Raw genomic sequence first — 25,093 nt, 5'->3', positions numbered from 1 at the left:
TGAAAACGATGTCTTATATACAGGACTGGGTTACCGAAATCATTATTTTTATATTAATTGCTATGATTGTAGATTTATTAATGCCCCAATCATCAATGCAAAAATACGTACGGTTTGCAGTAGGGATGATTCTCGTATTAATTTTTCTTCAGCCCTTATTTCATGTGTTTAATGCCAATCCATCAAAATTCCTGCAGAATGAGCTTCTCTCTGGGTCAAACGAATCAGAACAACTGGAAAAAGAGATAGAAAATCAAAAAATAGATATACAAGCCTCACAACGTGCATATATATTAAATCAGATAGCTCAACAATTAAAAACAATAGCTGAAGAGGAGTTGATGAAAAAATATGGAGTCATGATTCAAGATATTAAATTTACATTTCCAGATCAATCAGAGGAGGTTAATTGGGAGAATATCGAAATGCTTTCAGTAGCCATTAAACGATCTGAAGAAACAGCAAATCAGGAAATACGCGAAGTAGATGTTGACATTGATGAAGAACCAGCAACTGAAGAAAAGCTTCCCATAGAGGACATCAAAAATGATTTATCCTCCTTCTGGGAAATATCCAAAGATAAAATCTCAATCATTGGGGAAGGAGGGAATCAAACATGAAAAATTTTTGGTCTCTTTTTAAATTGAGAAAGGATGAAAATGGAAAGCCTACTAAACTCTCATATGTGATGATTCTTGGATTAGTAGGGATCCTGCTTGTACTTACGAGTAATATTTTTCAGGATGATTCAAATGAACCAGCCCCTTATTTAGAACAAAACCAGAGTACCCCAAAAAATAGCGGGGTTGAAACCCATAAGAGCGAGCCAGACAAAGCAAGTATCATAGCTGAAATGGAAAAACAATATGAAACAGAACTAAAAGAAATGCTGAAGAGTATGGAGGGGATTTCAGGTGTTGATGTGATGGTAAACTTAGACGCTACTTCGCTTAAAATCTATGAAAAAAATACAACCACAAACGAACAGACAACAGAAGAGGAAGATTCAAATGGGGGGGATCGTACAATAGAGGAGTTTTCAGAGGATAAGCAGACCGTTATTGTGCGAAGTCAAAATGATGAGTCACCGATACTGATTCAAACGAAAAAACCTAAAGTACGCGGGGTATTAATCGTGGGCAACGGTCTGGGAAATGTCCAGACAGAGGAAATGGTGATTGAAGCTGTTTCCCGTGTGCTGGATGTACCGACACATCGTATATCTGTAGCACCCAAAAAAAATTAATTAAGGAGGAATTATAAATGATGCTAAAGAAACAAACTGTGTGGTTATTAACCATGTTAAGTCTGCTTATTGTGCTGAGTGTTTACTACATGACCTCACCGGGAGGCGATCAGGTAGCTCTTATTAATGATGATAATAAAGAAAACTCAGAGGAAACGTCGAATGAAGATTCAACGATTGAAACAAATGTGACTGAAGGAGAGGCTACTGAAGTTGATGCAAATGGCAATCCGATTTCATCCACTTCTACGGATGATCTGTTTACCCAGCTTAGACTCGAAATTCAGGACATGCGTAGCCAGCAAAAGGAACAGTTTAATGAAGTACTGACATCCAGTAGCGCTACAGCAGCAGAAAAGAATGAGGCAATGGAGAAGAAAAATCGATTAGAAGAAGTTCAAACAAAGGAAGCCATTTTGGAAAAAGTCATTCAATCGGAAAAGAACTACTCTGATGTGTTAGTCAGAGCTGAAGAAAATGTTGTAAAAGTTACCGTAAAAGCGGACGAACATTCAGGAACAGAGGCCAATCATATTATGCAAATGGTAAGGGATGAATTTGGAGAGATCAGAGTGGAAGTTGATTTCCAACCGTCGAATACGTAAATAAGAAGTGCCTTGTCGTATAAACGGCAAGGTTCTTTAACTTCACGGCTGATTTCAGATAAAAAAAGGGTTTTCACAAATGTATGTTGAACTATTATCTATAACGTTTTCTTGCAGGTTAGCAGGTAAATATAATAGAATATTAACAGGTATTATTAGTACCAGTTGCTAATAAAAACAAAAACCTGTATAAAGATTGCTAACAGCTATGCATTAAAAAGATAAAGGAGTGCCAGTCATGTTAAAAGTTCAGGAAATCAGGGAACTCATTAAATTAATCGATGAATCATCTATTAATGAATTAAATTATGAATCCGATGGAACGAAACTTAACCTTAAAAAGCAGGAGAGTGCTGAGCAGGGAAGCCAGCCAGTAGTGATTCAAAAGGATCCGGGAGTACTTGAACAAGTGAAACCAACCGTTGATGAGCAATCGAAAGCTGAAGCAAAGGCGGAAGCAAAAGTTGTTGAAAACCTGGCGCCTGCAGAAGAAAAGCAGGGAGAAACGAAGGACTACGATGAAGAAATTACTTCACCAATGGTAGGAACCTTTTATTGTTCCCCTTCTCCCGATAAAGATCCGTATGTTCAGGTAGGAGATCGTGTAACCAATGATTCTATCGTATGTATTGTAGAAGCGATGAAGCTGTTTAATGAAATTGAAGCAGAAATAAATGGTGAAATTGTTGATATTCTTGTGGAAGATGGAGAACTTGTGGAATATGGACAACCGTTATTCAGAGTGAAGAGCAAGTAAGGGGTTGACTTCGTTGATAAAAAAATTATTAGTTGCAAATCGAGGCGAGATTGCTGTACGTATTATTCGCGCCTGTAAGGAGTTAGGAATTCGTACGGTGGCTGTTTATTCAGAGCCTGACCAGGAGTCGCTACATGTACAACTCGCAGATGAGGCTTATTGTATAGGCCCTGCGTTAAGTAAGGACAGCTACCTTAATATTACAAATATAATGACGTTAGCTACTTTAACAGAAGTGGATGCTATTCATCCAGGTTATGGCTTTTTGTCAGAGAATCCGGACTTCGCAGAAATTTGCGAAGAGTGTAATATTACCTTTGTTGGTCCAAGCGCGTACTCTATTCAAAAGATGGGAACAAAGGATGTGGCAAGAGACACCATGAAACAGGCTGGTGTACCTATAGTCCCTGGTTCTGATGGAATTATCGAGAATGAAGAAGAAGGGCTGAAAGTGGCCAATGAAATCGGATTCCCGGTAATCATTAAGGCTACCGCAGGAGGCGGCGGTAAAGGAATCCGTGTTGCCCGTACTGAAGATGAATTGATTAATGGGATACGTATGACCCAAAATGAAGCAGAAACAGCCTTTGGCAATCCTGGAGTCTATCTGGAAAAGTTTATTGAGGATTTCCGTCATGTTGAAATTCAGGTATTAGCTGATGAATATGGGAATACTATACATTTGGGTGAAAGAGATTGCACCATTCAGCGTCGCATGCAAAAATTAATTGAAGAAGCTCCTTCCCCGGCTCTTACCGAAAGTATTCGCCAGGAAATGGGACAGGCTGCGGTAAAGGCTGCGCGGGCAGTAAATTATAGAGGGGCCGGTACAATCGAATTTATATTCGATCGTACAGATAAGAAGTTTTATTTTATGGAGATGAATACGCGTATCCAAGTGGAACATCCAGTAACAGAACAAATTACCGGAGTGGATTTGATTAAAGAACAGATTAGAGTAGCAAATGGCAAACAGCTTACTCTAAGTCAGGAGGATGTTACGTTTACAGGCTGGGCGATTGAGTGTAGAATAAATGCAGAGGATCCCGTGAAAAACTTCATGCCATCCGCCGGAGATATTCGTATGTACCTTCCTCCAGGTGGGTTAGGTGTCCGAGTGGATTCGGCTGCCTATTCAGGATGGAGAATACCTCCTTATTATGATTCCATGATAGCTAAGCTGATTACGTTCGGAAAAACACGGGAAGAAGCCATCAACCGAATGAGCAGGGCGCTTGATGAATTTGTTGTAGATGGCATCCATTCAACAATTCTTTTCCATGAGCGGATGATGAAGCATGATGTATTTAAAGATGGGGATTTTAATACAAAGTTCCTTGAAACCTATCATATAATGGAAGATGAGGAATGAATTGAGCTTCACCATTTAGAAAGGGGTGACTTTTGTTGCAGGATAACAACTTGTTAAATGTTAGTGAAGATACATCCTTAGGAAATGTTCAAATTGCACCTGAAGTTATAGAAGTAATTGCCGGAATTGCAGCCAATGAAGTAAAAGGTGTTGTACAAATGCGCGGGAACTTTGCTTCTAATGTCACAGAGAGATTTGGTAAAAAGAATCATGGAAAAGGAATAAAAGTTGAACTAACGGATAATGGCATTAAAATTGATACATATTCGGTACTGGAATATGGTGTATCCATACCGACTGTTGCACAGCAGATTCAGGATAACATCCGTCAGACACTAAAAAATATGACAGCCCTTGAAATTGAAGAAGTAAATGTGCACATTGTTGCCGTTCAAATTGATGCTAAAGAAGATGAAGTCGGTACCGGTGAAGCATGATTACAAAGATTGTTGACCATGGAGGAGAGTCTTCCATGGTCAATTTATTTTTGAATAACCTCCATGGACCATTAGGGCTTTATGGTAGGTACACTGCTTTTCTTTTCCATGCTAAAATGTTATGATTTTAGGGATAATAGATGTTACAGGCTAGCATAATGGTCAATAAAGGAGAACAAACATGAATCGTAGAGAAGCCAGAATAAAAGCATTTCAGGTACTATTTCAAATGGAAAATCATGACATTACCTTTGAGGATGCAGCAGATTTTGCATTGGAGGGTGCAGCTATTCATGAATTTACCAGTGAGTTAGTACGTGGTGTGATTACATACAAAGATGAAATTGATAAGGCTATTTCGGAACAACTCGTGAATTGGAGTTTGAACCGAATTGCCTCAGTTGAACGTACGCTTCTAAGATTAGCCGTTTATGAAATTAAATATAATGAAACGATTCCGTTAAAAGTTTCCATTAATGAGGCTGTAGAGATTGCCAAAGAATATGGAGAGGAAAATTCAGGCAAATTCATTAATGGTGTTCTTTCAAAAATTGTATCTGATGAATGAAGGGGAATTGGAATGACTGCAGAAATTATATATGGAAGCAAAATTGCAGAGGAAATAAGAGAAAAACTAAAAGCAGATGTAAAGGAACTTGAAAAGAAAAATATCCACCCGGGTTTGACCGTTGTTATTGTCGGGGATAATCCTGCCTCAAAATCATATGTGAAGTTTAAACAGCGTGCATGTGAAAAAGCAGGTATTCGTTCAAGCGTAATCGAACTTCCGGAAGAGACAACACAGGGACAACTCCTACAGCATGTAAATCAATTAAATGAAGATTCAAGTGTTCATGGGATCCTTGTCCAATTACCACTTCCTGCGCAGATAGACGAAAAGGTAATTATTGAGAGTATTGCTCCGGAAAAAGATGTAGATGGTTTTCATCCTTATAATATAGGTCGTCTTCAGACAAATCAGGATGCCTTTGTTCCCTGTACACCCCTGGGAATACTTGAGATGATTAAAAAAAGCAATATTCCAATCAAAGGGAAACATGTGGTTGTTGTGGGAAGAAGTAATATTGTCGGTAAGCCGGTCGGACAGTTATTCCTAAACGAAAATGCGACGGTAACTTACTGTCATTCCGCAACAGAAAATTTAGTTCATATCACAAGACAGGCGGATATTTTAATTGTTGCAGTAGGTAAAGCTAAAATGATAGGTAAAGATGCTGTTAAAGAAGGTGCAGTGGTGGTTGATGTTGGAAATAATTATCTGTCAGATGGCTCCCTGGCAGGTGATGTGGATTTTGAATCTGTGAAAGAAACAGCTTCCTATATTACACCTGTACCCAAGGGAGTAGGCCCAATGACCATCACGATGCTTCTCCAGAACACCCTGAAAGCAGCCAAACAAATATCATCATAAAAGGGGATCAATTACTGTGAAAGATCGGTACTTAACAGTGACGGCTTTAACCAGGTATGTGAAACGAAAAATTGAAACGGACCGTAATTTAAAGCAGGTTTATTTACGGGGAGAGATATCTAATTTTAAACGTCACTCCCGTGGGCACATGTATTTAACAATCAAGGATGATCGGTCGAGAATACAGGCCGTGATGTTCGCCAGCTACAACCGATTCATTAAATTTACTCCTGAGGACGGGATGAATGTCCTTATAAAAGGGGAAATTGGTGTATATGAACCATATGGCCAATACCAGCTGTATATCCATGAGATGCAGCCAGATGGAATTGGCTCTCTATATTTAGCTTATGAACAGTTAAAGAAAAAACTTGGAGCTGAAGGACTGTTTGATCCACGTTTAAAAAAGCCGATTCCTGCATATCCGGAACATATTGGGGTCATTACTTCCCCGACAGGAGCGGCTATCCGCGATATTTTCTCCACATTAAATCGCCGATATCCAATCGCGAAAAAAACATTAATACCCGTACTCGTCCAGGGGAAAAATGGAGCAGATTCAATTGTTCAAGCCATCAAAAAGGCGAATTCATTAGACCAGTTTGATGTTTTAATTGTAGGACGAGGGGGAGGTTCTATTGAGGAATTATGGAATTTTAATGAAGAACGCGTGGCCCGTGCCATTGTGGATTCCAGCATCCCGGTGATTTCAGCGGTAGGTCACGAAACCGATTATACCATCAGTGATTTTGCCGCAGATTTACGGGCACCTACCCCGACAGGAGCCGCTGAACTGGCAGTACCTTCTTTAAAAGAAGTGGCAGATCGTATGACTGTTATGAGAAATCGTATAGTACGAGCCCTGCAAACGAAGACACAGGCCAATCGTGACCGGCTAATCTCACTGAGGGAATCCTATGCATTTCGCTATCCTGTACATATGCTAAGACAAAAGGAACAGGATCTGGACCGGATGTTTGAACAAATGCAAAGGGCCTCGAGGCAATATATACAGCGTAAAAAGGAAAATAATGAGCATTTAAATAAAAGGCTCTTACAGCATCATCCGGACCGGAAAATCGGAGAAATGCAGAAAAATGTCACTCAAATCAGAAGCAGACTCCATAAGCAAATGAAATATGTGCTGCAGCAAAAAATGACCAGCTTTCAGAAGGATGTAGAAAAGTTATCATTATTAAACCCTATGGAAGTTATTCGACGCGGATATGCTATTCCCTATGATCAACAGAAAAATGTGGTCAGAACCGTCTCGCAGGTTCAGCCTGGAGACAAAATGTATGTAAGATTGAAAGATGGTTTAGTAGATTGCCAAGTATTGGGATTAGAAGAGGAGGATCAAAAAAATGAGTGAAAATGAAAAACAGGAAATTAGCTTTGAAGAGGCCGTTGAAAAGCTGGAAAATATCGTAGAAAAGCTGGAAGAAGGCGATGTACCCCTTGAAAAAGCTATTGAATACTATCAGGAAGGCATGAAGCTATCAAAATTCTGTAATGATAAACTGACAAAAGTTGAGAAACAAATGGAACAAATTTTAAATGATCAAGGTGAATTTGAGCCCTTTTCTATCCAGGAGGATTAAATAACGAAATGGTTTCCCAATATATTAACCGATATCAAGCGATATTTAACGAGAAATTGAGTGAAAAACTAAAATCTCTTCAAGCACCAGAGAAATTAAAAGAGTCGATGCTGTACTCTATTGAAGCCGGTGGAAAAAGATTAAGGCCGTTTTTGATGATGGCGGCATTTGAAGCTTATTCTGAACTCGATGAAAAAGTATATGATCCTGCTATTGCTCTGGAGATGGTACATACCTATTCCTTAGTTCATGACGATCTCCCGGCTATGGACGATGATAATTACCGACGTGGACAGCTTACTAATCACAGAAAATTTGATGAGGCAACTGCGATATTAGCTGGAGATGCCCTGTTGACAACAGCCTTTCAAATGATCATTGGCTCAGCGAATTTAAGTGCAGAAGAGAAAGTGTTTTTATCTGCAGAATTATCTGAGGCTGCAGGAGCTGAAGGTATGGTAGGCGGACAAATCCTTGATCTTGATGCAGAGGATAAATCCCTTACTCTGGATGAAATAAACCAGATTCATTTATTCAAAACAGGCAGACTTATTCGTTTCGCTGTTCGAAGTGGAGCTTATTTAGCGGGTGCAACTCCTCCACAGCTCGAATCACTAGATGAATATGCAACCTACTTAGGACTTATTTTTCAAATACAGGATGATATACTCGATATAATTGGGGATGAAAAGAAACTGGGTAAGCCTGTGGGAAGTGATGAGAAAAGCAAAAAGAGTACGTACCCCGGCATTTTAGGTTTGGATGGTGCGATTAAAAAGAAGGAAGAATTGATGGAAAAAGCTGAACAGGCTTTAAAACAGGCGAATGTAAAAGATCGATTGCTATTTGACTTTGTTGAGTTCTTAGGAAACAGGGAAATGTAATCTGGAAAATGTTCATCTATTTTCCTTTTGGTTTAGGAATTAAAAAATGAAGTCATTATCGACGTGAGATCAGGAAAGGGCGCTTCCCCTTTTTCTCTATGAAAAACTGATAATAATTGTCATTGAGCAAGACAATGAAAATATGATATTATAAAGATACAAAATAGGGATGGTGCAGTATTCTAGTCGGTCCTCCGTTCCTGAAGGCGGGCCTAAAAATCCGCCAAAGGGCACATCGATGAAGTTCCTTGTGCCGGCTTGAGGCGCCCAGCCTTGGGTCGGTGCTGGGAGTTAAGGTTGCAGGCCGATCCACAAAGGCATGTGGGCGTTGACCCTGCTTCCGCGGAGGCCCATTGCTGTGATGCTTTGATAGCTCAAAGTATTATGGGATGGGGTATGAACCTGTGAGATAGGGATGGGGAAACTCTATCCACAGCGTAGCCTGCCTTGAGTGGTGTTGAGGGGATATTGGTTTAAAAAGTGACAAAATAGCAGGCCACTATTTTGTTCACCTATCACCAATTGAAATCAATACTGCAAAAGAGGCTAGGGAACGGTTAAAGACTGTCGAGGAAAACTCCTAGACTGTTCCGGTGGACATTTAAAGGAGATTATAGTGCAGACTAAGTGGTAATCCAGTCTAGCTTTCCGGAAACGGGGCTAAGATGAGTTTAAAGGGGAACCGCCATTGAGGCAACTCATGGTATTCATCTGGGAAAACCTACTGGACCTAAGCTGCAATTTTTATCCTTTAAATGGCCATCCCTACTTGTTATAATCAATAATAATTTATACATATAGAGGTATTTAAATGAACGAAGATTACAGGAAATCACTCCGATTTAGTATAAGTATTGCCGTTATCACATTTGTGTTAGCGGCACTTTTTTCAGTTATCTCAAGTGTCCTTTTACAGGGTGTAGGCTGGTTTGCCGGCTTATTAATTGTCCTGGGAATAGTGTTAGTGGGTGTCATTTTTGATATGTTCGGTATTGCTGCTACGGCTGCAGATGAGGTGCCTTTTCATTCCATGGCTGCCGAAAAAATATATGGAGCCAGACAATCCATTGTAATTGTAAGAAACAGGGACCGGTTTGCGAGCTTTTGTAATGATGTAATAGGGGACATAGCAGGCATTGTAAGCGGTACCGCATCTGCTACAGTTGTACTCCAAATTGCCTTTGGTTTCGGCTTCCCGGAGGAGTCATCCCAGCATATGGTGATATCGATTGTTTTTACAAGTGTTGTTGCAGCCCTGACAGTTGGTGGAAAAGCGTTAGGAAAATTTTTTGGTGTCCATGCGTCAACAAAGATTATTTTATTTGCGGGCCGGGCGATAGCTTTTATTGAACAGAACCTGAGAATAAAAATTCTTCCGTCCCTTAAGAAGAAAAATAAACGAAATTCCCAATGAAGGTGAGTGATCCGCGATGGATCTGAACTTTATTAAAGATCCTGCTTTTTTAAAACAATATTCTGTTGAGCAACTGGAATCATTTGCAGATGAGATCAGGGAGTTCTTAATCCAAACTCTGTCAAAAACTGGAGGGCATTTAGGGCCTAACCTAGGTGTAGTAGAATTAACCCTAGCCCTTCATAAAGAATTCAACAGTCCAGAGGATAAATTTATCTGGGATGTCGGGCATCAGTCGTATATACATAAGATACTCACAGGCAGAACGAATCAATTTAATACCTTAAAAAAATATAAAGGGTTGTCTGGTTTTCCTAAGCGTATGGAAAGTGAACATGATCATTGGGAAACAGGGCATAGTTCCACCTCCCTATCAGCGGCAATGGGTATGGCAATTGCCCGGGATTTAAAGGGACAGGACCATTATGTGGTTCCTATTATCGGTGACGGTGCGTTAACTGGTGGTATGGCTCTTGAAGCTCTCAACCATATAGGCCATGAAAAGAAGAACCTGACTGTCATTTTAAATGATAATGAAATGTCCATCGCACCAAATGTTGGTGCACTGCACAATGTACTTGGCCGTTTGCGCAGTGCCAATAAATACCACTGGTTTAAAGATGAACTGGAGAGCTTTATGAAAAGGATACCTGCATTTGGCGGGAAGCTCGCCCAAACAGCCGAGCACCTTAAAGATGGTATGAAATCATTTATTCTGCCCGGTATGTTTTTTGAGGAGTTAGGCTTTACTTATTATGGACCCGTGGATGGTCATAATTTTGAAAACCTGATTGAAAATATTCGTTATGCGAAAAAAACAGAAGGTCCGGTCATTGTCCATGTGATTACCAAGAAGGGGAAAGGTTATCACCCTGCTGAACAGGATAAGGTTGGAACCTGGCATGGGGTAGGACCATATAAGATTGAATCCGGTGAATCATTAAAGAAAAAAGGAAAAGGCCCTGCCTGGAGTCAGGTGATCAGTGATGCCTTAAGCAAAATTGCCCGTAAGAATGAAAAGGTTGTGGCGATTACCCCCGCCATGACAGTAGGATCTAAGCTTGAAAAATTCAAAAAGGAATTTCCGGATCGCCTTTATGATGTCGGAATTGCAGAACAGCATGCAACCACACTTTCCGGCGGATTGGCCACACAGGGTATGAAGCCTTTTCTCTCCATTTATTCGACCTTCCTGCAGCGAGGGTATGATCAAGTGGTCCATGATGTATGCAGACAAAACTTAAATGTAGTATTTGGAATTGACCGGGCTGGATTAGTTGGAGCTGACGGAGAAACCCATCAGGGAGTTTTTGATATATCCTTTATGCGTCATATACCGAATATGGTTGTTATGATGCCAAAGGATGAAAATGAAGGCCAGCATATGGTCTATACCGCAATTGAATATAATGAGGGTCCTATTGCTATTCGCTACCCAAGAGGGAATGCAAAAGGGATTGAGGTCGACGAAACGTTTAAATCCATTCCTATTGGTTCCTGGGAGGTACTTAAGGAAGGCCATGATGGTGTCATTTTAACCTTTGGGACGACCATTGATATGGCATTAAAAGCAAGCGAGCAGCTGGAGCAATCCGGAATTAGCATAAGAGTAGTCAATGCCCGCTTTATTAAGCCTTTAGATGAAAAAATGCTAAAAGAGATTTTTTCAGAAAATATCCCGGTATTAACCCTCGAGGAACATGTACTGCAGGGAGGATTCGGCAGCGCTGTTGTTGAATTTGCTGAAGAGAGAAATTTATTAGGAAAGATATGCATGAAAAGAATGGGAATTCCTGACCAATTTATTGAACATGGAAGTGTCAGTGAATTGTGGGATGAAATTGGCTTAACAACAAATGAAGTGGTAAACTCTTTAAAGGAATTAATCCCAAATAAGTTAGGACTTGAGCAAGGATGAAGAAAACGAGACTAGATGTACTTTTAGTGGACAGAGGCTATTTTGAAACAAGAGAAAAGGCTAAACGTACAATTATGGCGGGTTTAGTCTTTTCCGAGCAAGTAAGATTGGACAAGCCAGGTATGAAGGTTGAGACTGAAATTCCCATTGAAATTAAAGGGAAAACACATAATTATGTAAGTCGTGGAGGCTTGAAACTGGAAAAAGCCTTAAAAGCCTTTGAATTAACCGTGAAGGAAAAACAGATGATTGATATTGGTTCGTCTACGGGTGGCTTTACGGATTGCGCACTGCAAAATGGAGCAAAATTAAGCTATGCTATTGATGTTGGACAGAATCAACTGGACTGGAAATTGAGAAATGATGACAGGGTTATAGTTAGGGAAAAAACGAATTTCAGGTATGTAAAGCCTGAGCATCTGACTTCAGGTCGTCCAAATTTCGCTACGATTGATGTTTCGTTTATTTCTCTGCGTGTAATTTTACCCGTTTTAAAAGAGCTTTTACTTGACGAAAGTGATATCGTTGCTCTTGTAAAACCCCAATTTGAAGCAGGAAGGGAGCAAGTGGGAAAGAAAGGAATTATTAAAGATCCCGCTGTTCATAAAGAGGTTATCACGAACATGATTGAGTTTAGTGTGAAGGAAGGCTATACTGTGGAAAATTTGACCTTTTCGCCGATTACAGGTGGCGAAGGGAATGTTGAATTCTTACTTCACCTTAAGTGGAATCAGCAGGACGGAAGCATTAAGGATACAATTGACATCAATCAGACTATCAAAGATGCACATCAGGAATTGCGAAAGTAAGGAAACCAGCCAAAAGAGACTCATCCTTTGTAGATGTAGTCTCTCTTTTCCCTCCATATGTTACATATCCCCTGATAATCCCTCTATTGCCACTTTTCGTTTTTCTTGTTAACTTAGAGACAGAGCATAAGAAAACGCTTTGATAGAATATCATGGAAATGAGGAGAAGCAATGAACAAGGGACAAAGGCATATAAAAATTCGTGAAATTATAACCGAAAATGAGATTGAAACTCAGGACGAATTAGTCGATGAGCTGAAAAGTCTGGGTTTAAATGTTACACAGGCAACAGTATCCCGTGATATAAAAGAACTTCATCTCGTGAAAGTACCCTCAGCTAATGGAAAATATAAATACAGTCTGCCAGCCGATCAGCGCTTTAATCCATTAAATAAGTTAAGAAGGCTAATGATGGATGCCTTTGTTAAGATTGATAAGGCTGGACATTTTATTGTGCTTAAAACGTTACCCGGGAATGCGCATGCGATTGGGGCACTTATTGATAACTTAGAATGGGAAGAAATTATGGGGACCATATGCGGAGATGATACTTGTCTGATTATTTGCCGTTCAGCGGATCAAATCGATCACATTGAAGCCCAGCTTTTAGATATGCTTTAAAAATCCACAAAAATTAGAGGTGGAAACCGTGTTAGCAGAATTATCGATAAAAGATTTTGCCATTATTGATGAAATTAAAATTAATTTTAGAGATGGATTAACCGTATTAACTGGGGAAACGGGTGCCGGAAAATCCATTATCATTGATGCTATCCAGCTTCTTGCAGGTGGCAGGGGCTCTGTGGAATTTGTCCGCCATGGCTCCAAAAAAGCTGAAATCGAAGGGCTGTTTTTTCTGGATTCACAGGAGCATTCCGCCTACCGGAAAGCAGAAGAGTTTGGAGTCGAAATGGACGAAGAGGGGATGCTTGTCTTAAATCGGACCATTACAGCTTCCGGTAAAAGCATCTGCCGTGTAAATGGAAAACTGGTTACCCTGGCTATTTTGCGTGAGTTTGGACAAACCTTAATTGATATCCATAGCCAGCATGAAACACAATCCCTAATGGATACTGAAAAACATTTGGCATTATTAGATTTATACGGTCAGAAAGAAATTATGCATGCCAAACAGGAATATAAGGAAATCTATGAAGAGTACAAAAAATTGAAACGCAGGTACCATGAACTAAGTGAAAATGAACAGGAAATTGCTCAGAGACTGGATTTGCTCAAATTTCAGCAACAGGAACTGGAAGAGGCAGAATTAACCCTTGATGAAGATGTGCAGCTCGAACAGGAGCGAAACACGCTGCAAAATTACGAGAAGATTTATCAAAATATATCTGATGCCTATCATGCCCTGTATGGAGAACAAAAGGCACTGGATTGGCTGGCTCTTAGCATGTCATCCCTGGAAAATATTAAAGAATTTGATGAGGAGCTGGGAACGAAGGCCAGTGACATTTCTAATTATTACTATACAATTGAAGAGCTTTCCTTTGATTTGCGTAATAAATTAGAGGAAATGGAATACAACCCGGAAAGGCTGAATGAAATCGAAGGACGTTTAAATGAAATCAACCGTTTGAAGCGTAAATATGGCCAATCTGTAGAGGAAATACTGAACTATGCAGCGAAGATTGATGAGGAAATTGAGCAATTAGAAAACAAGGACGTCCATTTAAGTAAGTTAGAACAGGACCTTAAAAATAAAGGACGTGACGTATTACTGGCTGCAGAACAGCTTCATGAACTAAGAAAGAAAGCGGCAGAAAAATTAAAAGAAGCCATTCTATCTGAGCTAAAGGACCTGTATCTGGAAAAGGCTGATTTTGATGTTCATTTTTCAATACAGGAAGGATCAGCATCTGATCCGGAATGGAAAGGGCGAAAAGTCAAACTGCATGAAAATGGCTTTGATAAAGTTCAGTTTTTAATCAGTACAAATGTTGGCGAGCCGCTTAAAGAGGTTCACAAAATTGCTTCCGGCGGAGAGCTTTCCAGAATTATGCTTGCGATTAAAAAGAACTTTGCCCGCCACCAGGGTGTGACCAGTGTGATATTTGATGAAGTAGACACAGGTGTAAGTGGCAGAGTCGCACAGGCAATTGCAGAAAAGATTTATTCAATATCGAATAGCTCTCAGGTATTATGTATTTCCCATCTTCCTCAAGTAGCCTCTATGGCAGATATTCATTTATTAATTGAAAAAGAAATAAGGCAGGATCGCACCATTACGAAAGTAAATGAGCTTAATCATAAAGATAAAATTAATGAAATTGGCCGTATGATTTCAGGTACAGAATTGACAGAAACCACGAAAGAGCACGCGGAAGAACTTATAAGCCTCGCTAATGATTTAAAGTAAGCCTCGCAGTCGGCTTTTCTATGTCCAACTGCGGCTCCCAGGCCCAAGCGGTCATAAGCAGAATACCCTCCATGGCCAAACTACGGCCACCCCGGATATTCTGCTTATGCCGCCGGGCCTAAACGGTCGCCTCTGCTTTTCTATGTCCAGCTCCGGCTCCCAGGCCCAAGCGGTCATAAGCAGAATACCCTCCATGGCCAAACTACGGCCACTCCGGATATTCTGCTTATGCCGTCGGGCCTAAACGGTCGCCTCCGCTTTTCTATGTCCAGCTGCGGCTCCCAGGTCTGTGTGGACATAAGCCAAACCCATTCCGTGGCAAAAAAGCAAGCCACTCCATGTCTTCGTCTTATCCCGCCAGACCTAAGCGGTCGCCTTCGCTTTTCTTCCTCCATTGGAAATGTTCTCTTTTATTTCTGTAGATTACACTGTTTAAAACGAGTCTGTTACGGTCAAATTATAGATACAGACATTTTGGTATGGGTTAGAAGCGAGGAGTGTGACAAAGTTGAAAAAGAGAGAAATCATGCGCATCATGATAGGCTTGATCCTCCTTGTTTCGTTCCTGTCTATTCCATTTATATCTCCTGTGAAACAATATATTTCCATCCCTAATGAAATAACATTATTTGAAAATCAGGAAGGTTATGCTTTACCAGCCCTTGCAGGAAGTACACCCTCTCTTAAATCAGAGAACAACGTCACCCAGGCATTTTCAAATCAATTGGTTGCTGAGAAACCAGGTAAGAGCAGTTTGATTTATGAATATGCAGGATTGCCAATGAAAAAAGTCAATGTCGAGGTACTCGAGGATTTAAGAGTGGTACCAGGCGGGCAATCCATTGGTGTTCGTTTACACACGTTAGGCGTACTCGTGGTTGGACATCACTTAATTCAGACTGAACAGGGAAAAGTATCACCAGGAGAAAAGTCAGGGATTAAAGTTGGAGATATTTTATTGGAAATTAACGGGAAGGAACTAAAAAAAGTCGAACAAGTTGCTTCGATTTTGGAAGACGAAGAAGGAAATGAGCTAAAAGTTAAGGTGAAACGAAATGAAAAGACATTTACTACGACACTGAGTCCTCAATATGATCAACAGGATGATAAATATCGCCTGGGATTATATATCAGGGATTCCGCAGCTGGTATCGGTACAATGACCTTTTACCATCCTGAAACAAAACGTTACGGGGCATTAGGTCATGTCATTTCTGATATGGATACAAGAAAACCCATTGAGATTCATGACGGAAAGCTTGTAAAGTCGAATGTAACTTCCATTGATAAAGGTAAAAATGGAATGCCGGGAGAGAAAAATGCAGAGTTTTCTGTAGAAGACGAGAGTATTGGAAATATTACTCGTAATAGCCCGTTTGGTATATTTGGAAAGCTTCATGAAAATGTACAGAATCATGTCATGGATCAACCAATGCCAATTGCCTTATCGAATCAGGTAAAAGAAGGACAGGCACAAATATTAACGGTATTGGAAGGCCAAAAAGTTGAAAAATTTGATGTTGAAATCGTCAGCTCCACTCCCCAGAAGCATCCATCCACAAAAGGAATGATTATAAAAATTACGGATGACAGGCTTTTGGAGGAAACAGGAGGAATCGTTCAGGGAATGAGTGGAAGTCCGATTATTCAGGACGGAAAAATGGTAGGGGCGATTACCCATGTTTTCGTTAACGATTCGACAAGTGGTTATGGAGTTCATATTGAATGGATGCTCCAGGAAGCAGGCGTAGACATTTATAAAAATGATGGCGAACAAAAAGCGAGCTAAAAAGCTCGCTTTTTTTAAGGATGTTATATGGAATAATATGTTAGTAAATAAAGATTATTCGACACGAATAATCGAAATTTGTAGAAATTAAAGGTATGGTAAAGAAAATTAAAGAATAATCAATATAAATACAACTTTTTAAAACTTTTTCGCAAATAAAAAGGGATTTTAAAGGTTGTGTCGAATAAGTTATAGGTGGAAGGGACAATTGAAGTAATTTTTATAGAGGAGGAAGAATTGTGGAGAAGGTTAATGTTTGTTTAGCAGATGACAACAGAGAGCTTGTTCAATTATTAGAGGATTATTTCAGCGACCAGACTGAAATTGATGTGATAGGAACAGCTTTTAACGGTAAAGAATGCCTGGAAGTGATTGAGGATAAGGAGCCGGATGTACTTATATTAGATATTATTATGCCCCATGTTGATGGTTTAGCTGTTCTGACTAAAATGCGGGAGCTTAACAACGAAAAGTTGCCAAAAGTGATTATGCTTACCGCTTTTGGACAGGAAGAGGTAACAAAGAAAGCCGTAGATTTGGGAGCATCTTATTTTATTCTGAAACCTTTCGATCTGGAACATTTGAAGGAGCAGGTTTTACAAGTGGCTGGCCGACCTGCTGTTGTTAAAAATACTCACCAGGCTATGTCACAGACGACACAAACTGTTAATAACAGGGTAGATCTGGATTCCAGCATTACGAATATTATTCATGAAATTGGCGTACCTGCACATATTAAAGGCTATATGTATTTACGTACAGCTATTTCAATGGTCTACCATGATATCGAATTATTAGGCTCCATTACAAAAGTTCTTTATCCTGATATAGCCAAGCAGTTTAATACAACAGCTTCCCGTGTGGAAAGGGCTATTCGTCATGCGATCGAAGTTGCATGGAACCGTGGAAATGTTGATTCCATTTCGAAACTGTTCGGTTACACGGTGAACATGTCCAAAGCAAAGCCTACCAACAGCGAATTTATTGCAATGGTAGCCGATCGCCTGCGCTTAGAGCATAAAGTTTCCTGATTAATAAAACACAATAACTCTTCATATAAAAAACCATCTTCCATGATGGTTTTTTTATGTTTCACGGAATTTTGCCGATTAGTGAATATGAATAAAAAATCAGGAGAGCATCGTTGATTGATAAAAATGGATACACCACAAAAGATATAAAGTGGCAAAAGACCTAACGTTTTATGATAAAATGAAGAAAAAAATGGAAGGGATGAATGGATAATGCATCATGGAGATGAAGTTTTTATAACAAAGTCAGGAAAGTATTATCACTATTTTGATGATGATTGCCCAACCACATCAAGTATTCTTAAAGGAAAGAAACAGGCAAAAAGGGTAAAAGAAGAAGATGCAAAAGCGATGGGACTTACGCTTTGCAAGCATTGTGCAAAGGAATATGCTGAGGATAAGAGGGAGAGGCAGGGCTGTGGAGCAGCTGTTCTATTTTTAGCAGCAATAGGGGGCACTTCTCTGGCTTCATTTCTTCAATGGTTTGTTTAACCAGGGAAGTGTAAGAACAAAATGTCTGCGAAAAATTTATAAACGGATCACACTTACTTAAAGACTTTTCGTATAACCTTTCCTGCAAGTTTTCTGCTCGTGCGTCTCTCCAGTCCTTTGCCGGCCTTACCTTTTCTGACTGAGTCTACAAAGTTCCAGATTCTTATCAACTTGTACACCTTGGATTTAATCCCCATGTTAAAAATCTCCATATTGCGAACCTCATCTTTTATTTTATAAGAATTCACATTAAGTGTACAATGTTCGTCGTGATAAGGGGGGAATCAACCTATACAAATAGGGATAGCATTTATTGGATAAAGATTATTTAATATTCCTAAAGACGTTTATATGGGGTGGTAATTTATGAAGGTTGTTAAAGACAAGGACTTATGCAGCATTAAAATTCCTGTACATCCTTTCTTTCGGAAAATGTCCGTCTACTGTTATTTTGTGGATGGTTTATTAATTGACACAGGACCGAAAATTCAAAAGCGTAAACTATCCCGTTTATATCGGTCATTGGATATTCAGACAGTCGCTCTCACCCATCATCATGATGATCACGCGGGTATGGTATCCTGGCTGGATGAACAACTGTCTCCGAGAATATTTGCCCACGAAAGAACGAATCTGTCCGTGGATACAGAGATCTATACTGGGGAGATTCAAACCCCCAATCACAAATTCATTCCGATATCCACACCTGCTCATACACATGATCATGTCTGTATGCTTGAGCCTGACCGTGGTTGGCTCTTTTCGGGTGATATGTACATTACTCCTTATCCGAAAGTGTTTTTAAAGAATGAATCGGTTTCCTCTTATATATGTTCATTAAAGGAACTAAAGAAGCTTGATTTTACTTCTTTATATGGAGGACATGAAGGTTTGATTCCTAATGGCCGGGAAATGATTGCAGAAAAATTGAATTATCTGGAAAGCACCAGGAAGGAAGTCGTCCGTTTGCATCAGTTAGGTTATAAAGACCGTGAAATAGTAAAAAGGATCTTCCCTCGTAAAGTACGACTGGAGCTTATGACATTCGGTTTATTTTCAAGACTTAATTTTATCAGGTCCTGTTACTCTGATTAATGAAGATTAGACCTGGTGGTTCAGGTCTGATGAGGGTACGCACAATTATTCTGACATACATTATTCGGGTTATTTTGTTTTTAAGAGTTAAAACAACCTATTATTTTCGGAATATTTTAACGGTTATGAAAGCGTTATTATGAATATAGGTTCAGATAAGAATTTTAGGGAGGAATGACTAAATGTCAGAAGTAAAAGGAATATTTGAGGAAATTAACACGGCTTTAAAAGAGGACCCAAGCTATGTAGAAGGAGTCAATGCCGTTTATCAATTTGACCTCGAGGGTGAGGAACCTTATCAACTCGTTTTACGTGGGGATGACAGCTATGCAAAACAGGGAACGGGTGAAGAGGCTGATTGTACTCTGAAAATGAATACGGATGATTTTAAAGCGCTGTCTGAAGGAAATTTAAATGGCACACAGGCCTTTATGAGTGGAAGGCTGAAAATTAAAGGAAATATGGGGCTAGCCTTGAAACTTCAGGATATTCTATCGTCCTATAAAGCAGCATCTAAATAATAAATCTATGCCAGTGAGGCTGTTCTTCCTCACTGGTAAAAAAGGCTCTGAAACTTAAAGGAGGAACAGACGTGATTTCATTTCGTCCTAATGAAGATGAAGAATCATTCGTGGATGTGGCTCGAGGACTTGCTAAGGAAAAAATCCGTCCAGTTGCCAGAGAGATTGAGCATAACGGTAAGGTGAATCAGAAATTAATTCAGGAAATACGGGAACTGGGACTTTTATCGCTTGAATTTACTGAAAATTGGGAAGATTTAGAGTTACCATTGATTTCTCAGGTGCAAATTTGGCAGGCACTGGCATATGGAGATCTGGATACTGTTCAAGGTCTGTCGGACGCAGGAGATGCAGCTTCATTTATCCGTTTAATACCGGATCACCCCGTTCTTCAATCCTTTAAAAAGACAATTGTCGAGGATGGTGCTGCCGTTTCATTTTTAGATCTTGAACATCAATTATTCTCAAATTTAAATGTAAGCAATGAAGGAACAGAGTATCTTCTTAATGGAACGACCGAGCCGGTGCGATCAGCAAAATTTGCTGATTATGTACTGATAGGTGCCAGAGATTCAGGAGGAGAATCTGTTCTTTTATGGTTGGATAAACAGGAATACCCATGGACGGCAGAGGAAGGGGACTATCGGTTAGGTCTGCTTGCCTCCGGGCTTGCTAAAATGACCTTTCAGAATGTTCGTGTTTCTCAAAGCCATGTACTGGCAAAAGGAGAAGAAGCAGAAAAGCTAATAAAAGCGGGACGAACAAGAATTCGGATTTTACAGGCAGCTAAAGAAGTGGGGCTCATGGAGGCGGCTCTCGATTATGCAACAGAATATACAGCGGGCAGAAAAGCATTCGGAAAGGAAATTGCCAAGTTCCAGGGGGTCTCATTCCGAGTAGCTGAAATGGCGATGGAGACTAGAGCTGCCAATCATCTCGTGTGGGAAGCCGCATTAAAAGCAGATGAAGAGGACGAGAGTGCTGACGGCTACAGTTTACGTGCGCTATATCGGGCTCACAGATCCCTTCGTTTTGTGACCGATTCGGCTGTTCAACTGCTGGGAGGACATGGATATGTTCAGGAATATCCGGTGGAAAAATGGATGCGTGATGCCCAGGCACAAGTGGCCCTTTACGGTCGGGAAAAACAAATGCTTACCAAGCGGGGCGAACAATTAATAAAGGGAGTAAAGGAGGCAGCCATGTCGTGATTTCATTTGAACTATCAGAACAGCAAAAACAAATTAAAGAGATGACTCACTGGTTTGCAAAAAATGAAATTCGTCCAATTGCCATGGAGGCGGATAAATTAGGCAAGGTTCCGGATGAGTGGCTGGATAATGTAAACAAAATGGGCATACACCTGAATACCTCTTCATTTGGTGGTGGAGGAAAGTCCGAGAGAAAGGAAAAGAAGGAACGGGAAGGCAATCGTATGGGGGTTCTTGCTACCGAGGAGATGGCCTGGGGAGATCCTGCCATCACGTTATCTTTACCAGGAGCAGGGCTTGGCGGGCCTCCAGTACAAAGCAGCGGGACTCCGGAACAGCAGGAACGCTTCTTATCGATTTTTACAAAGGATAAACCACGCTGGGGGGCCTATGCATTAACAGAGCCTGAGGCAGGTTCGGATGCATCAGGGGTAAAAACAACGGCGAAAAAGGTTGAGGGTGGATATATTCTTAACGGACAAAAAATATTTATTACAAACGGCGGCCGCGCTTCCTGGGTAGTGGTGTTTGCTACAGTAGATCCTTCACTAGGTCGTGCTGGTCAGCGTGCATTTGTCGTTGAAAAAGGCACACCGGGCTATAGCTGTACAAAACTTGTGAAAAAAATGGGTCTGCGCGCTAATGAAACGGCTGAGCTTCTCTTTGAAGATTGCTTTGTCCCAGATGAAAATCTTCTTGGAGGCGAAGAGCTCTATGAAGCCAGTGGCAGCAAACCGTCCGGATTCCAGGTGGCGATGAAAACGTTTGACAGCACACGGCCTATTGTTGCTTCCATGGCAATTGGGATTGCGCGTGCAGCCTATGAATATACTCTTGATTTTGTAAGGCGGGAATATCCAAAAAGCGGAGAGATGTTCCGTATAGCCTCTGACACATTGGCGGAAGCAGAGCAGGATATTGCGGCAGCCCGGCTTCTGACATGGGAAGCTGCCTGGAAAGCGGATCAGGGATTACCGAATGCGAAGGAAGCAGCGATGTGCAAAGCTTATTCGGGACAAATTTCATTGGACGTATGCTCTAAGTGTCTGGAGATCTTAGGCCCAACAGGATTAAATCATCATCTGGTTGAAAAACTTTACCGGGATGTAAAGATTTTCGACATTTTTGAAGGAACAAACCAGATTCAGCATTTAGTTGTCGCCCGCAGACAATATGCACCATATGAAATTCGAGTTTAATTAAAGTAGTTAAGGAGGAATTATGTGTCCTATCAAACCATTGAAATCGAAAAACGGGATAAAGGGGTGACATGGGTAACCATAGACAATCCCCCAGTAAATGCAATAGGTGAGGAGTTAATGCAGGATCTTGATGCAGCGGTGGAAGAGTTAACAAACGATGAGTCGGTTCGAGTGGTCGTCCTTACCTCCCGCCATGAAAAAATCTTTTTGGCTGGAGCAGATCTAAAAGGAATGATTCAAAATAGTGGTGATTTTGCTGAAGAGGAAAATGCGATAAAAAAGCAAAGTGCACGTATGCAGGCTTGCTTTCATCGTTTTGCTTCCATGCCAAAACCCGTGATTGCAGCCATTAATGGTCATGCATTGGGAGGTGGCTGTGAACTGGCCATGGCCTGTGATTTTCGAATGATGGGGAAAGGGAGAATTGGTTTAACAGAGGTTTCTTTGGGAATTATTCCTGGAGCCGGGGGAACTCAGCGAATGGTTCAGCTCCTGGGCCGGGCCAAGGCGACCGAGTTAATTTTTACTGCGAAACAATTAGAAGCAAAGGAAGCCGAGAAGGTTGGCCTTGTTACTCGTGCGGTGGATCCGGAAAAGCTGGAAGATCAAACACAAGCCTTTGCAGAAACACTTGCAGAAGGTGCTATCCATGCAATGGGGCTTGCTAAGCGGGCCATGAACGCTGCAGATGGACCGGTTGAAAAAGGCTTGGAGGTCGAAGCAAAAGCTTTCGCCGATACCTTTTTAACGGAAGAACCAGGGATAGGTCTTGCAGCATTTTTTCAAAAAGAAAAACCACAATTTGTTTAGGAGCCGCAGATGGACACAGAAGCGCAGACGACCGCTTAGGCTCAAAAAATCACATTAAATAGAGAAAGAAGAGGTGGAGGAATCATGTCATCATGGAATGAATTGTTAAAAGGGAAAGTAGCAGTCGTGACAGGAGCTTCACGCGGATTAGGGCGGGCAGATGCCCTTGCTCTCGCAGAAGCAGGAGCTGATGTCGTCATCACAGATATCCTGATTGAAACCGATGAAGAGAACGAGCAGGAGGCTGAGAAATATGGTCCAATTGCACAGGTAATGCAGAGTACTAAGGTCATGTATGCAGATAAAACGGCAAAGGAAATTCAGGAGATGGGTAGAAGATCTTTTGCCATCAAAATGGACGTTACAGATAAAGAACAGGTAAAGGAAGTATTTGAAAAGATTAAAGAAGAATTTGGCCGTATTGACATTTTAGTTAATAATGCGGGTACTTTGGACCATGTTTCCCAGATTGAGGATCAGAATGACGATTTCTGGGAGCGGGATTTAAGGGTGAACTTAACCGGGGCATATAATTGTACGAAGACGGTTTGGCCATATATGAAAGAACAGGGCGGTGGCAAAGTCATTAACATGTCCTCTGTTGCCGGTACTTTAGGAGGCTTTGGTCAGGCCAGCTATTCCGCCACAAAAGGAGGTCTTCTCAGCTTTACAAAATCAATGGCTCTGGAGGGAGCAAGGTTTGGTATTAACGTAAATGCGATCGTTCCGGGAATTATTGGTACAGAGGCTTTCCATATGGCGAATCCAAAAATGAATGAACGGATGATTACCCGTACGGCCTTTAAACGTCCAGGCGAACCGGAAGACATAGCGAATGCCATAACGTTTTTGGCTTCTGATAAAGCCAACTATATTACAGGAGTAGGTCTGAATGTGTCAGGAGGTATTGAGCTGTTTACCTTTTAATACTTTTCAGAAAGGAGGTTTCTGCAATGCGTGAAGCAGTAATTATTGATGCTGTCCGGACAGCAGCGGGCAGAAAAAATGGATCATTATCCCAAACCCATCCGGTTGATTTGCTGACTCCGGTATTAAAAGAATTGGTCAATCGCAATGGTGTGAATGCAGGAGATGTTGAAGATGTGGTTACAGGCTGTGTAACGATGACGGATGAACAGGGAGGGAATATTGGCCGGATGGCGGTGCTTGCTGCTGGTTTTCCGGTAGATGTACCAGCTTTTTCGCTGAACCGAATGTGTGGATCCAGTCAGCAGGCGATTCATAATGCCGCGCAATCCATATTGGCTGGTGATACGGATATAACCATAGCCTGTGGAGTGGAAAATATGTCACGGGTTCCCATGGGCAGTGATATGGGAGCATTCAGCGATGATCTGATTAATCAGTATAATGTGGTCCCTCAAGGTTTTTCTGCTGAAATGATTGCCCAGCAATGGCAGATTCCGAGAGAAGAACTGGATGAATTTTCGCTTCGCAGTCATGAAAAAGCTGCTAAAGCAACAGAGGAAGGAAAATTTGAACGGGAAATACTTTCATTAGAAGTGAAAACAGATAATGGAACGGAAACATTCGCCAGGGATGAGGGGATTCGGACCGATACGTCGATGGAAAAGCTGGCGGAATTAACACCGTCCTTCCAGCCGGATAACGGCGTTGTAACAGCGGGGAATTCCAGCCAGATAAGTGACGGAGCTTCAGGCGTTTTACTGATGTCACGGGAAAAAGCAGAGGAATTAGGCGTGAAGCCGCGAGCCAGGGTTCTTGCACGTGCTGTCGTTGGGGTTGATCCTGTTATAATGCTGACCGGCGTTATACCTGCAACGAAGAAAGTACTTAAGAAAGCCGCCTTAACCATTGATCAGATGGATGTTATTGAGATTAATGAGGCTTTTGCTTCTGTTGTGAAAGCTTGGGAAAGGGAACTTAAACCGGATATGAGCAAAGTCAATCCGCGCGGTGGTGCAATTGCACTCGGTCATCCTTTGGGAGCAAGTGGAGCCCGAATTGCTACAACGTTACTCCACTCACTTGAAGATTCAGGTGGAAAATATGGTCTTCAGGTGATGTGCATTGGGTTTGGTATGGCAACGGCCACCATCATTGAGCGTTTATAA

Annotated in this window: 26 protein-coding genes; all 26 read left to right on the top strand. The window is 41.0% G+C overall.

What is annotated here, in order from left to right; genetic code table 11:
- The first annotated feature begins 8 nt into the window (after positions 1–8).
- The 26 genes from spoIIIAF to ACZ5OK_RS10890 all read left to right on the top strand — a co-directional run bounded on the left by spoIIIAF (position 9) and on the right by ACZ5OK_RS10890 (position 25,093).
- On the top strand, positions 9–620 hold the full coding sequence (gene spoIIIAF, locus ACZ5OK_RS11015; protein ID WP_343836908.1) for a stage III sporulation protein AF: 612 nt from the start codon (positions 9–11) through the stop codon (positions 618–620).
- Positions 617–1,246, top strand: coding sequence for a stage III sporulation protein AG (gene spoIIIAG, locus ACZ5OK_RS11010; protein WP_343836905.1), 630 nt, complete (start codon positions 617–619; stop codon positions 1,244–1,246). The genes spoIIIAF and spoIIIAG overlap by 4 nt, the downstream gene beginning before the upstream one ends.
- A gap of 17 nt (positions 1,247–1,263) precedes the next feature.
- Complete coding sequence (locus ACZ5OK_RS11005) at positions 1,264–1,851, top strand: SpoIIIAH-like family protein (protein ID WP_343836903.1); 588 nt, start codon at positions 1,264–1,266, stop codon at positions 1,849–1,851.
- Between the two features lie 238 nt (positions 1,852–2,089).
- Entirely contained in the window at positions 2,090–2,608 is a 519-nt protein-coding gene (gene accB / locus ACZ5OK_RS11000; RefSeq protein WP_343836901.1) for an acetyl-CoA carboxylase biotin carboxyl carrier protein, read from the top strand.
- 13 nt (positions 2,609–2,621) lie between these two features.
- A complete protein-coding gene (gene accC / locus ACZ5OK_RS10995; RefSeq protein WP_343836899.1) occupies positions 2,622–3,980 on the top strand; it encodes an acetyl-CoA carboxylase biotin carboxylase subunit in 1,359 nt (452 codons plus the stop codon).
- Between the two features lie 32 nt (positions 3,981–4,012).
- Positions 4,013–4,417: an Asp23/Gls24 family envelope stress response protein gene (locus tag ACZ5OK_RS10990; RefSeq protein WP_425542169.1), complete on the top strand. Its 405-nt coding sequence runs from the start codon at positions 4,013–4,015 to the stop codon at positions 4,415–4,417.
- Positions 4,418–4,598: 181 nt separating this feature from the next.
- Positions 4,599–4,985: a transcription antitermination factor NusB gene (nusB, locus tag ACZ5OK_RS10985; RefSeq protein ID WP_343836895.1), complete on the top strand. Its 387-nt coding sequence runs from the start codon at positions 4,599–4,601 to the stop codon at positions 4,983–4,985.
- Between the two features lie 12 nt (positions 4,986–4,997).
- On the top strand, positions 4,998–5,849 hold the full coding sequence (folD, locus tag ACZ5OK_RS10980; protein WP_343836892.1) for a bifunctional methylenetetrahydrofolate dehydrogenase/methenyltetrahydrofolate cyclohydrolase FolD: 852 nt from the start codon (positions 4,998–5,000) through the stop codon (positions 5,847–5,849).
- 16 nt (positions 5,850–5,865) lie between these two features.
- Positions 5,866–7,221: an exodeoxyribonuclease VII large subunit gene (gene xseA / locus ACZ5OK_RS10975; RefSeq protein WP_343836890.1), complete on the top strand. Its 1,356-nt coding sequence runs from the start codon at positions 5,866–5,868 to the stop codon at positions 7,219–7,221.
- Complete coding sequence (locus ACZ5OK_RS10970; RefSeq protein ID WP_343836888.1) at positions 7,214–7,450, top strand: exodeoxyribonuclease VII small subunit; 237 nt, start codon at positions 7,214–7,216, stop codon at positions 7,448–7,450. The genes xseA and ACZ5OK_RS10970 overlap by 8 nt, the downstream gene beginning before the upstream one ends.
- 8 nt (positions 7,451–7,458) lie before the next feature.
- Entirely contained in the window at positions 7,459–8,334 is an 876-nt protein-coding gene (locus ACZ5OK_RS10965; RefSeq protein ID WP_343836886.1) for a polyprenyl synthetase family protein, read from the top strand.
- 811 nt (positions 8,335–9,145) lie between these two features.
- The gene (locus tag ACZ5OK_RS10960; RefSeq protein WP_343836884.1) at positions 9,146–9,748 is read left to right on the top strand and encodes a CNNM metal transporter family protein; all 603 of its coding nucleotides are present in this window, start codon (positions 9,146–9,148) and stop codon (positions 9,746–9,748) included.
- 16 nt (positions 9,749–9,764) lie between these two features.
- Positions 9,765–11,666, top strand: a complete 1,902-nt coding sequence (gene dxs, locus ACZ5OK_RS10955) for a 1-deoxy-D-xylulose-5-phosphate synthase (RefSeq protein WP_343836882.1) — start codon at positions 9,765–9,767, stop codon at positions 11,664–11,666.
- Positions 11,663–12,475: a TlyA family RNA methyltransferase gene (locus ACZ5OK_RS10950; RefSeq protein ID WP_343836880.1), complete on the top strand. Its 813-nt coding sequence runs from the start codon at positions 11,663–11,665 to the stop codon at positions 12,473–12,475. Before dxs ends, ACZ5OK_RS10950 begins: the two co-directional genes overlap by 4 nt.
- A gap of 171 nt (positions 12,476–12,646) precedes the next feature.
- Positions 12,647–13,096: a transcriptional regulator AhrC/ArgR gene (gene ahrC / locus ACZ5OK_RS10945; protein WP_343836878.1), complete on the top strand. Its 450-nt coding sequence runs from the start codon at positions 12,647–12,649 to the stop codon at positions 13,094–13,096.
- A 28-nt stretch (positions 13,097–13,124) separates the two neighbouring features.
- Positions 13,125–14,846, top strand: a complete 1,722-nt coding sequence (gene recN, locus ACZ5OK_RS10940) for a DNA repair protein RecN (RefSeq protein ID WP_343836875.1) — start codon at positions 13,125–13,127, stop codon at positions 14,844–14,846.
- Between the two features lie 508 nt (positions 14,847–15,354).
- The gene (gene spoIVB / locus ACZ5OK_RS10935) at positions 15,355–16,635 is read left to right on the top strand and encodes a SpoIVB peptidase (protein ID WP_425542168.1); all 1,281 of its coding nucleotides are present in this window, start codon (positions 15,355–15,357) and stop codon (positions 16,633–16,635) included.
- A 239-nt stretch (positions 16,636–16,874) separates the two neighbouring features.
- Complete coding sequence (spo0A, locus tag ACZ5OK_RS10930; protein WP_343836870.1) at positions 16,875–17,666, top strand: sporulation transcription factor Spo0A; 792 nt, start codon at positions 16,875–16,877, stop codon at positions 17,664–17,666.
- Between the two features lie 213 nt (positions 17,667–17,879).
- Positions 17,880–18,158: a hypothetical protein gene (locus tag ACZ5OK_RS10925; RefSeq protein ID WP_343836867.1), complete on the top strand. Its 279-nt coding sequence runs from the start codon at positions 17,880–17,882 to the stop codon at positions 18,156–18,158.
- 366 nt (positions 18,159–18,524) lie between these two features.
- Positions 18,525–19,253, top strand: coding sequence for an MBL fold metallo-hydrolase (locus tag ACZ5OK_RS10920; RefSeq protein WP_343836865.1), 729 nt, complete (start codon positions 18,525–18,527; stop codon positions 19,251–19,253).
- 182 nt (positions 19,254–19,435) lie between these two features.
- Positions 19,436–19,774, top strand: coding sequence for an SCP2 sterol-binding domain-containing protein (locus tag ACZ5OK_RS10915; RefSeq protein ID WP_343836863.1), 339 nt, complete (start codon positions 19,436–19,438; stop codon positions 19,772–19,774).
- 71 nt (positions 19,775–19,845) lie between these two features.
- Positions 19,846–20,985: an acyl-CoA dehydrogenase family protein gene (locus ACZ5OK_RS10910; protein WP_343836861.1), complete on the top strand. Its 1,140-nt coding sequence runs from the start codon at positions 19,846–19,848 to the stop codon at positions 20,983–20,985.
- A complete protein-coding gene (locus tag ACZ5OK_RS10905; RefSeq protein ID WP_343836860.1) occupies positions 20,982–22,184 on the top strand; it encodes an acyl-CoA dehydrogenase family protein in 1,203 nt (400 codons plus the stop codon). The genes ACZ5OK_RS10910 and ACZ5OK_RS10905 overlap by 4 nt, the downstream gene beginning before the upstream one ends.
- Before the next feature lie 24 nt (positions 22,185–22,208).
- Positions 22,209–22,997 (top strand): enoyl-CoA hydratase/isomerase family protein, encoded by a 789-nt coding sequence (locus ACZ5OK_RS10900; protein WP_343836859.1) that lies wholly within the window; start codon positions 22,209–22,211, stop codon positions 22,995–22,997.
- Positions 22,998–23,081: 84 nt separating this feature from the next.
- Positions 23,082–23,924 carry an SDR family NAD(P)-dependent oxidoreductase gene (locus ACZ5OK_RS10895; protein ID WP_343836857.1) on the top strand — a complete coding sequence of 281 codons (843 nt, stop codon included), beginning with the start codon at positions 23,082–23,084 and terminating at the stop codon, positions 23,922–23,924.
- A gap of 26 nt (positions 23,925–23,950) precedes the next feature.
- Entirely contained in the window at positions 23,951–25,093 is a 1,143-nt protein-coding gene (locus ACZ5OK_RS10890; protein ID WP_343836855.1) for a thiolase family protein, read from the top strand.

The sequence above is a fragment of the Salinibacillus aidingensis genome, assembly GCF_055393355.1.
The sequence above is the reverse complement of the archived record's forward strand: the minus strand, read 5'-3'. Positions and strand labels throughout refer to the sequence as shown.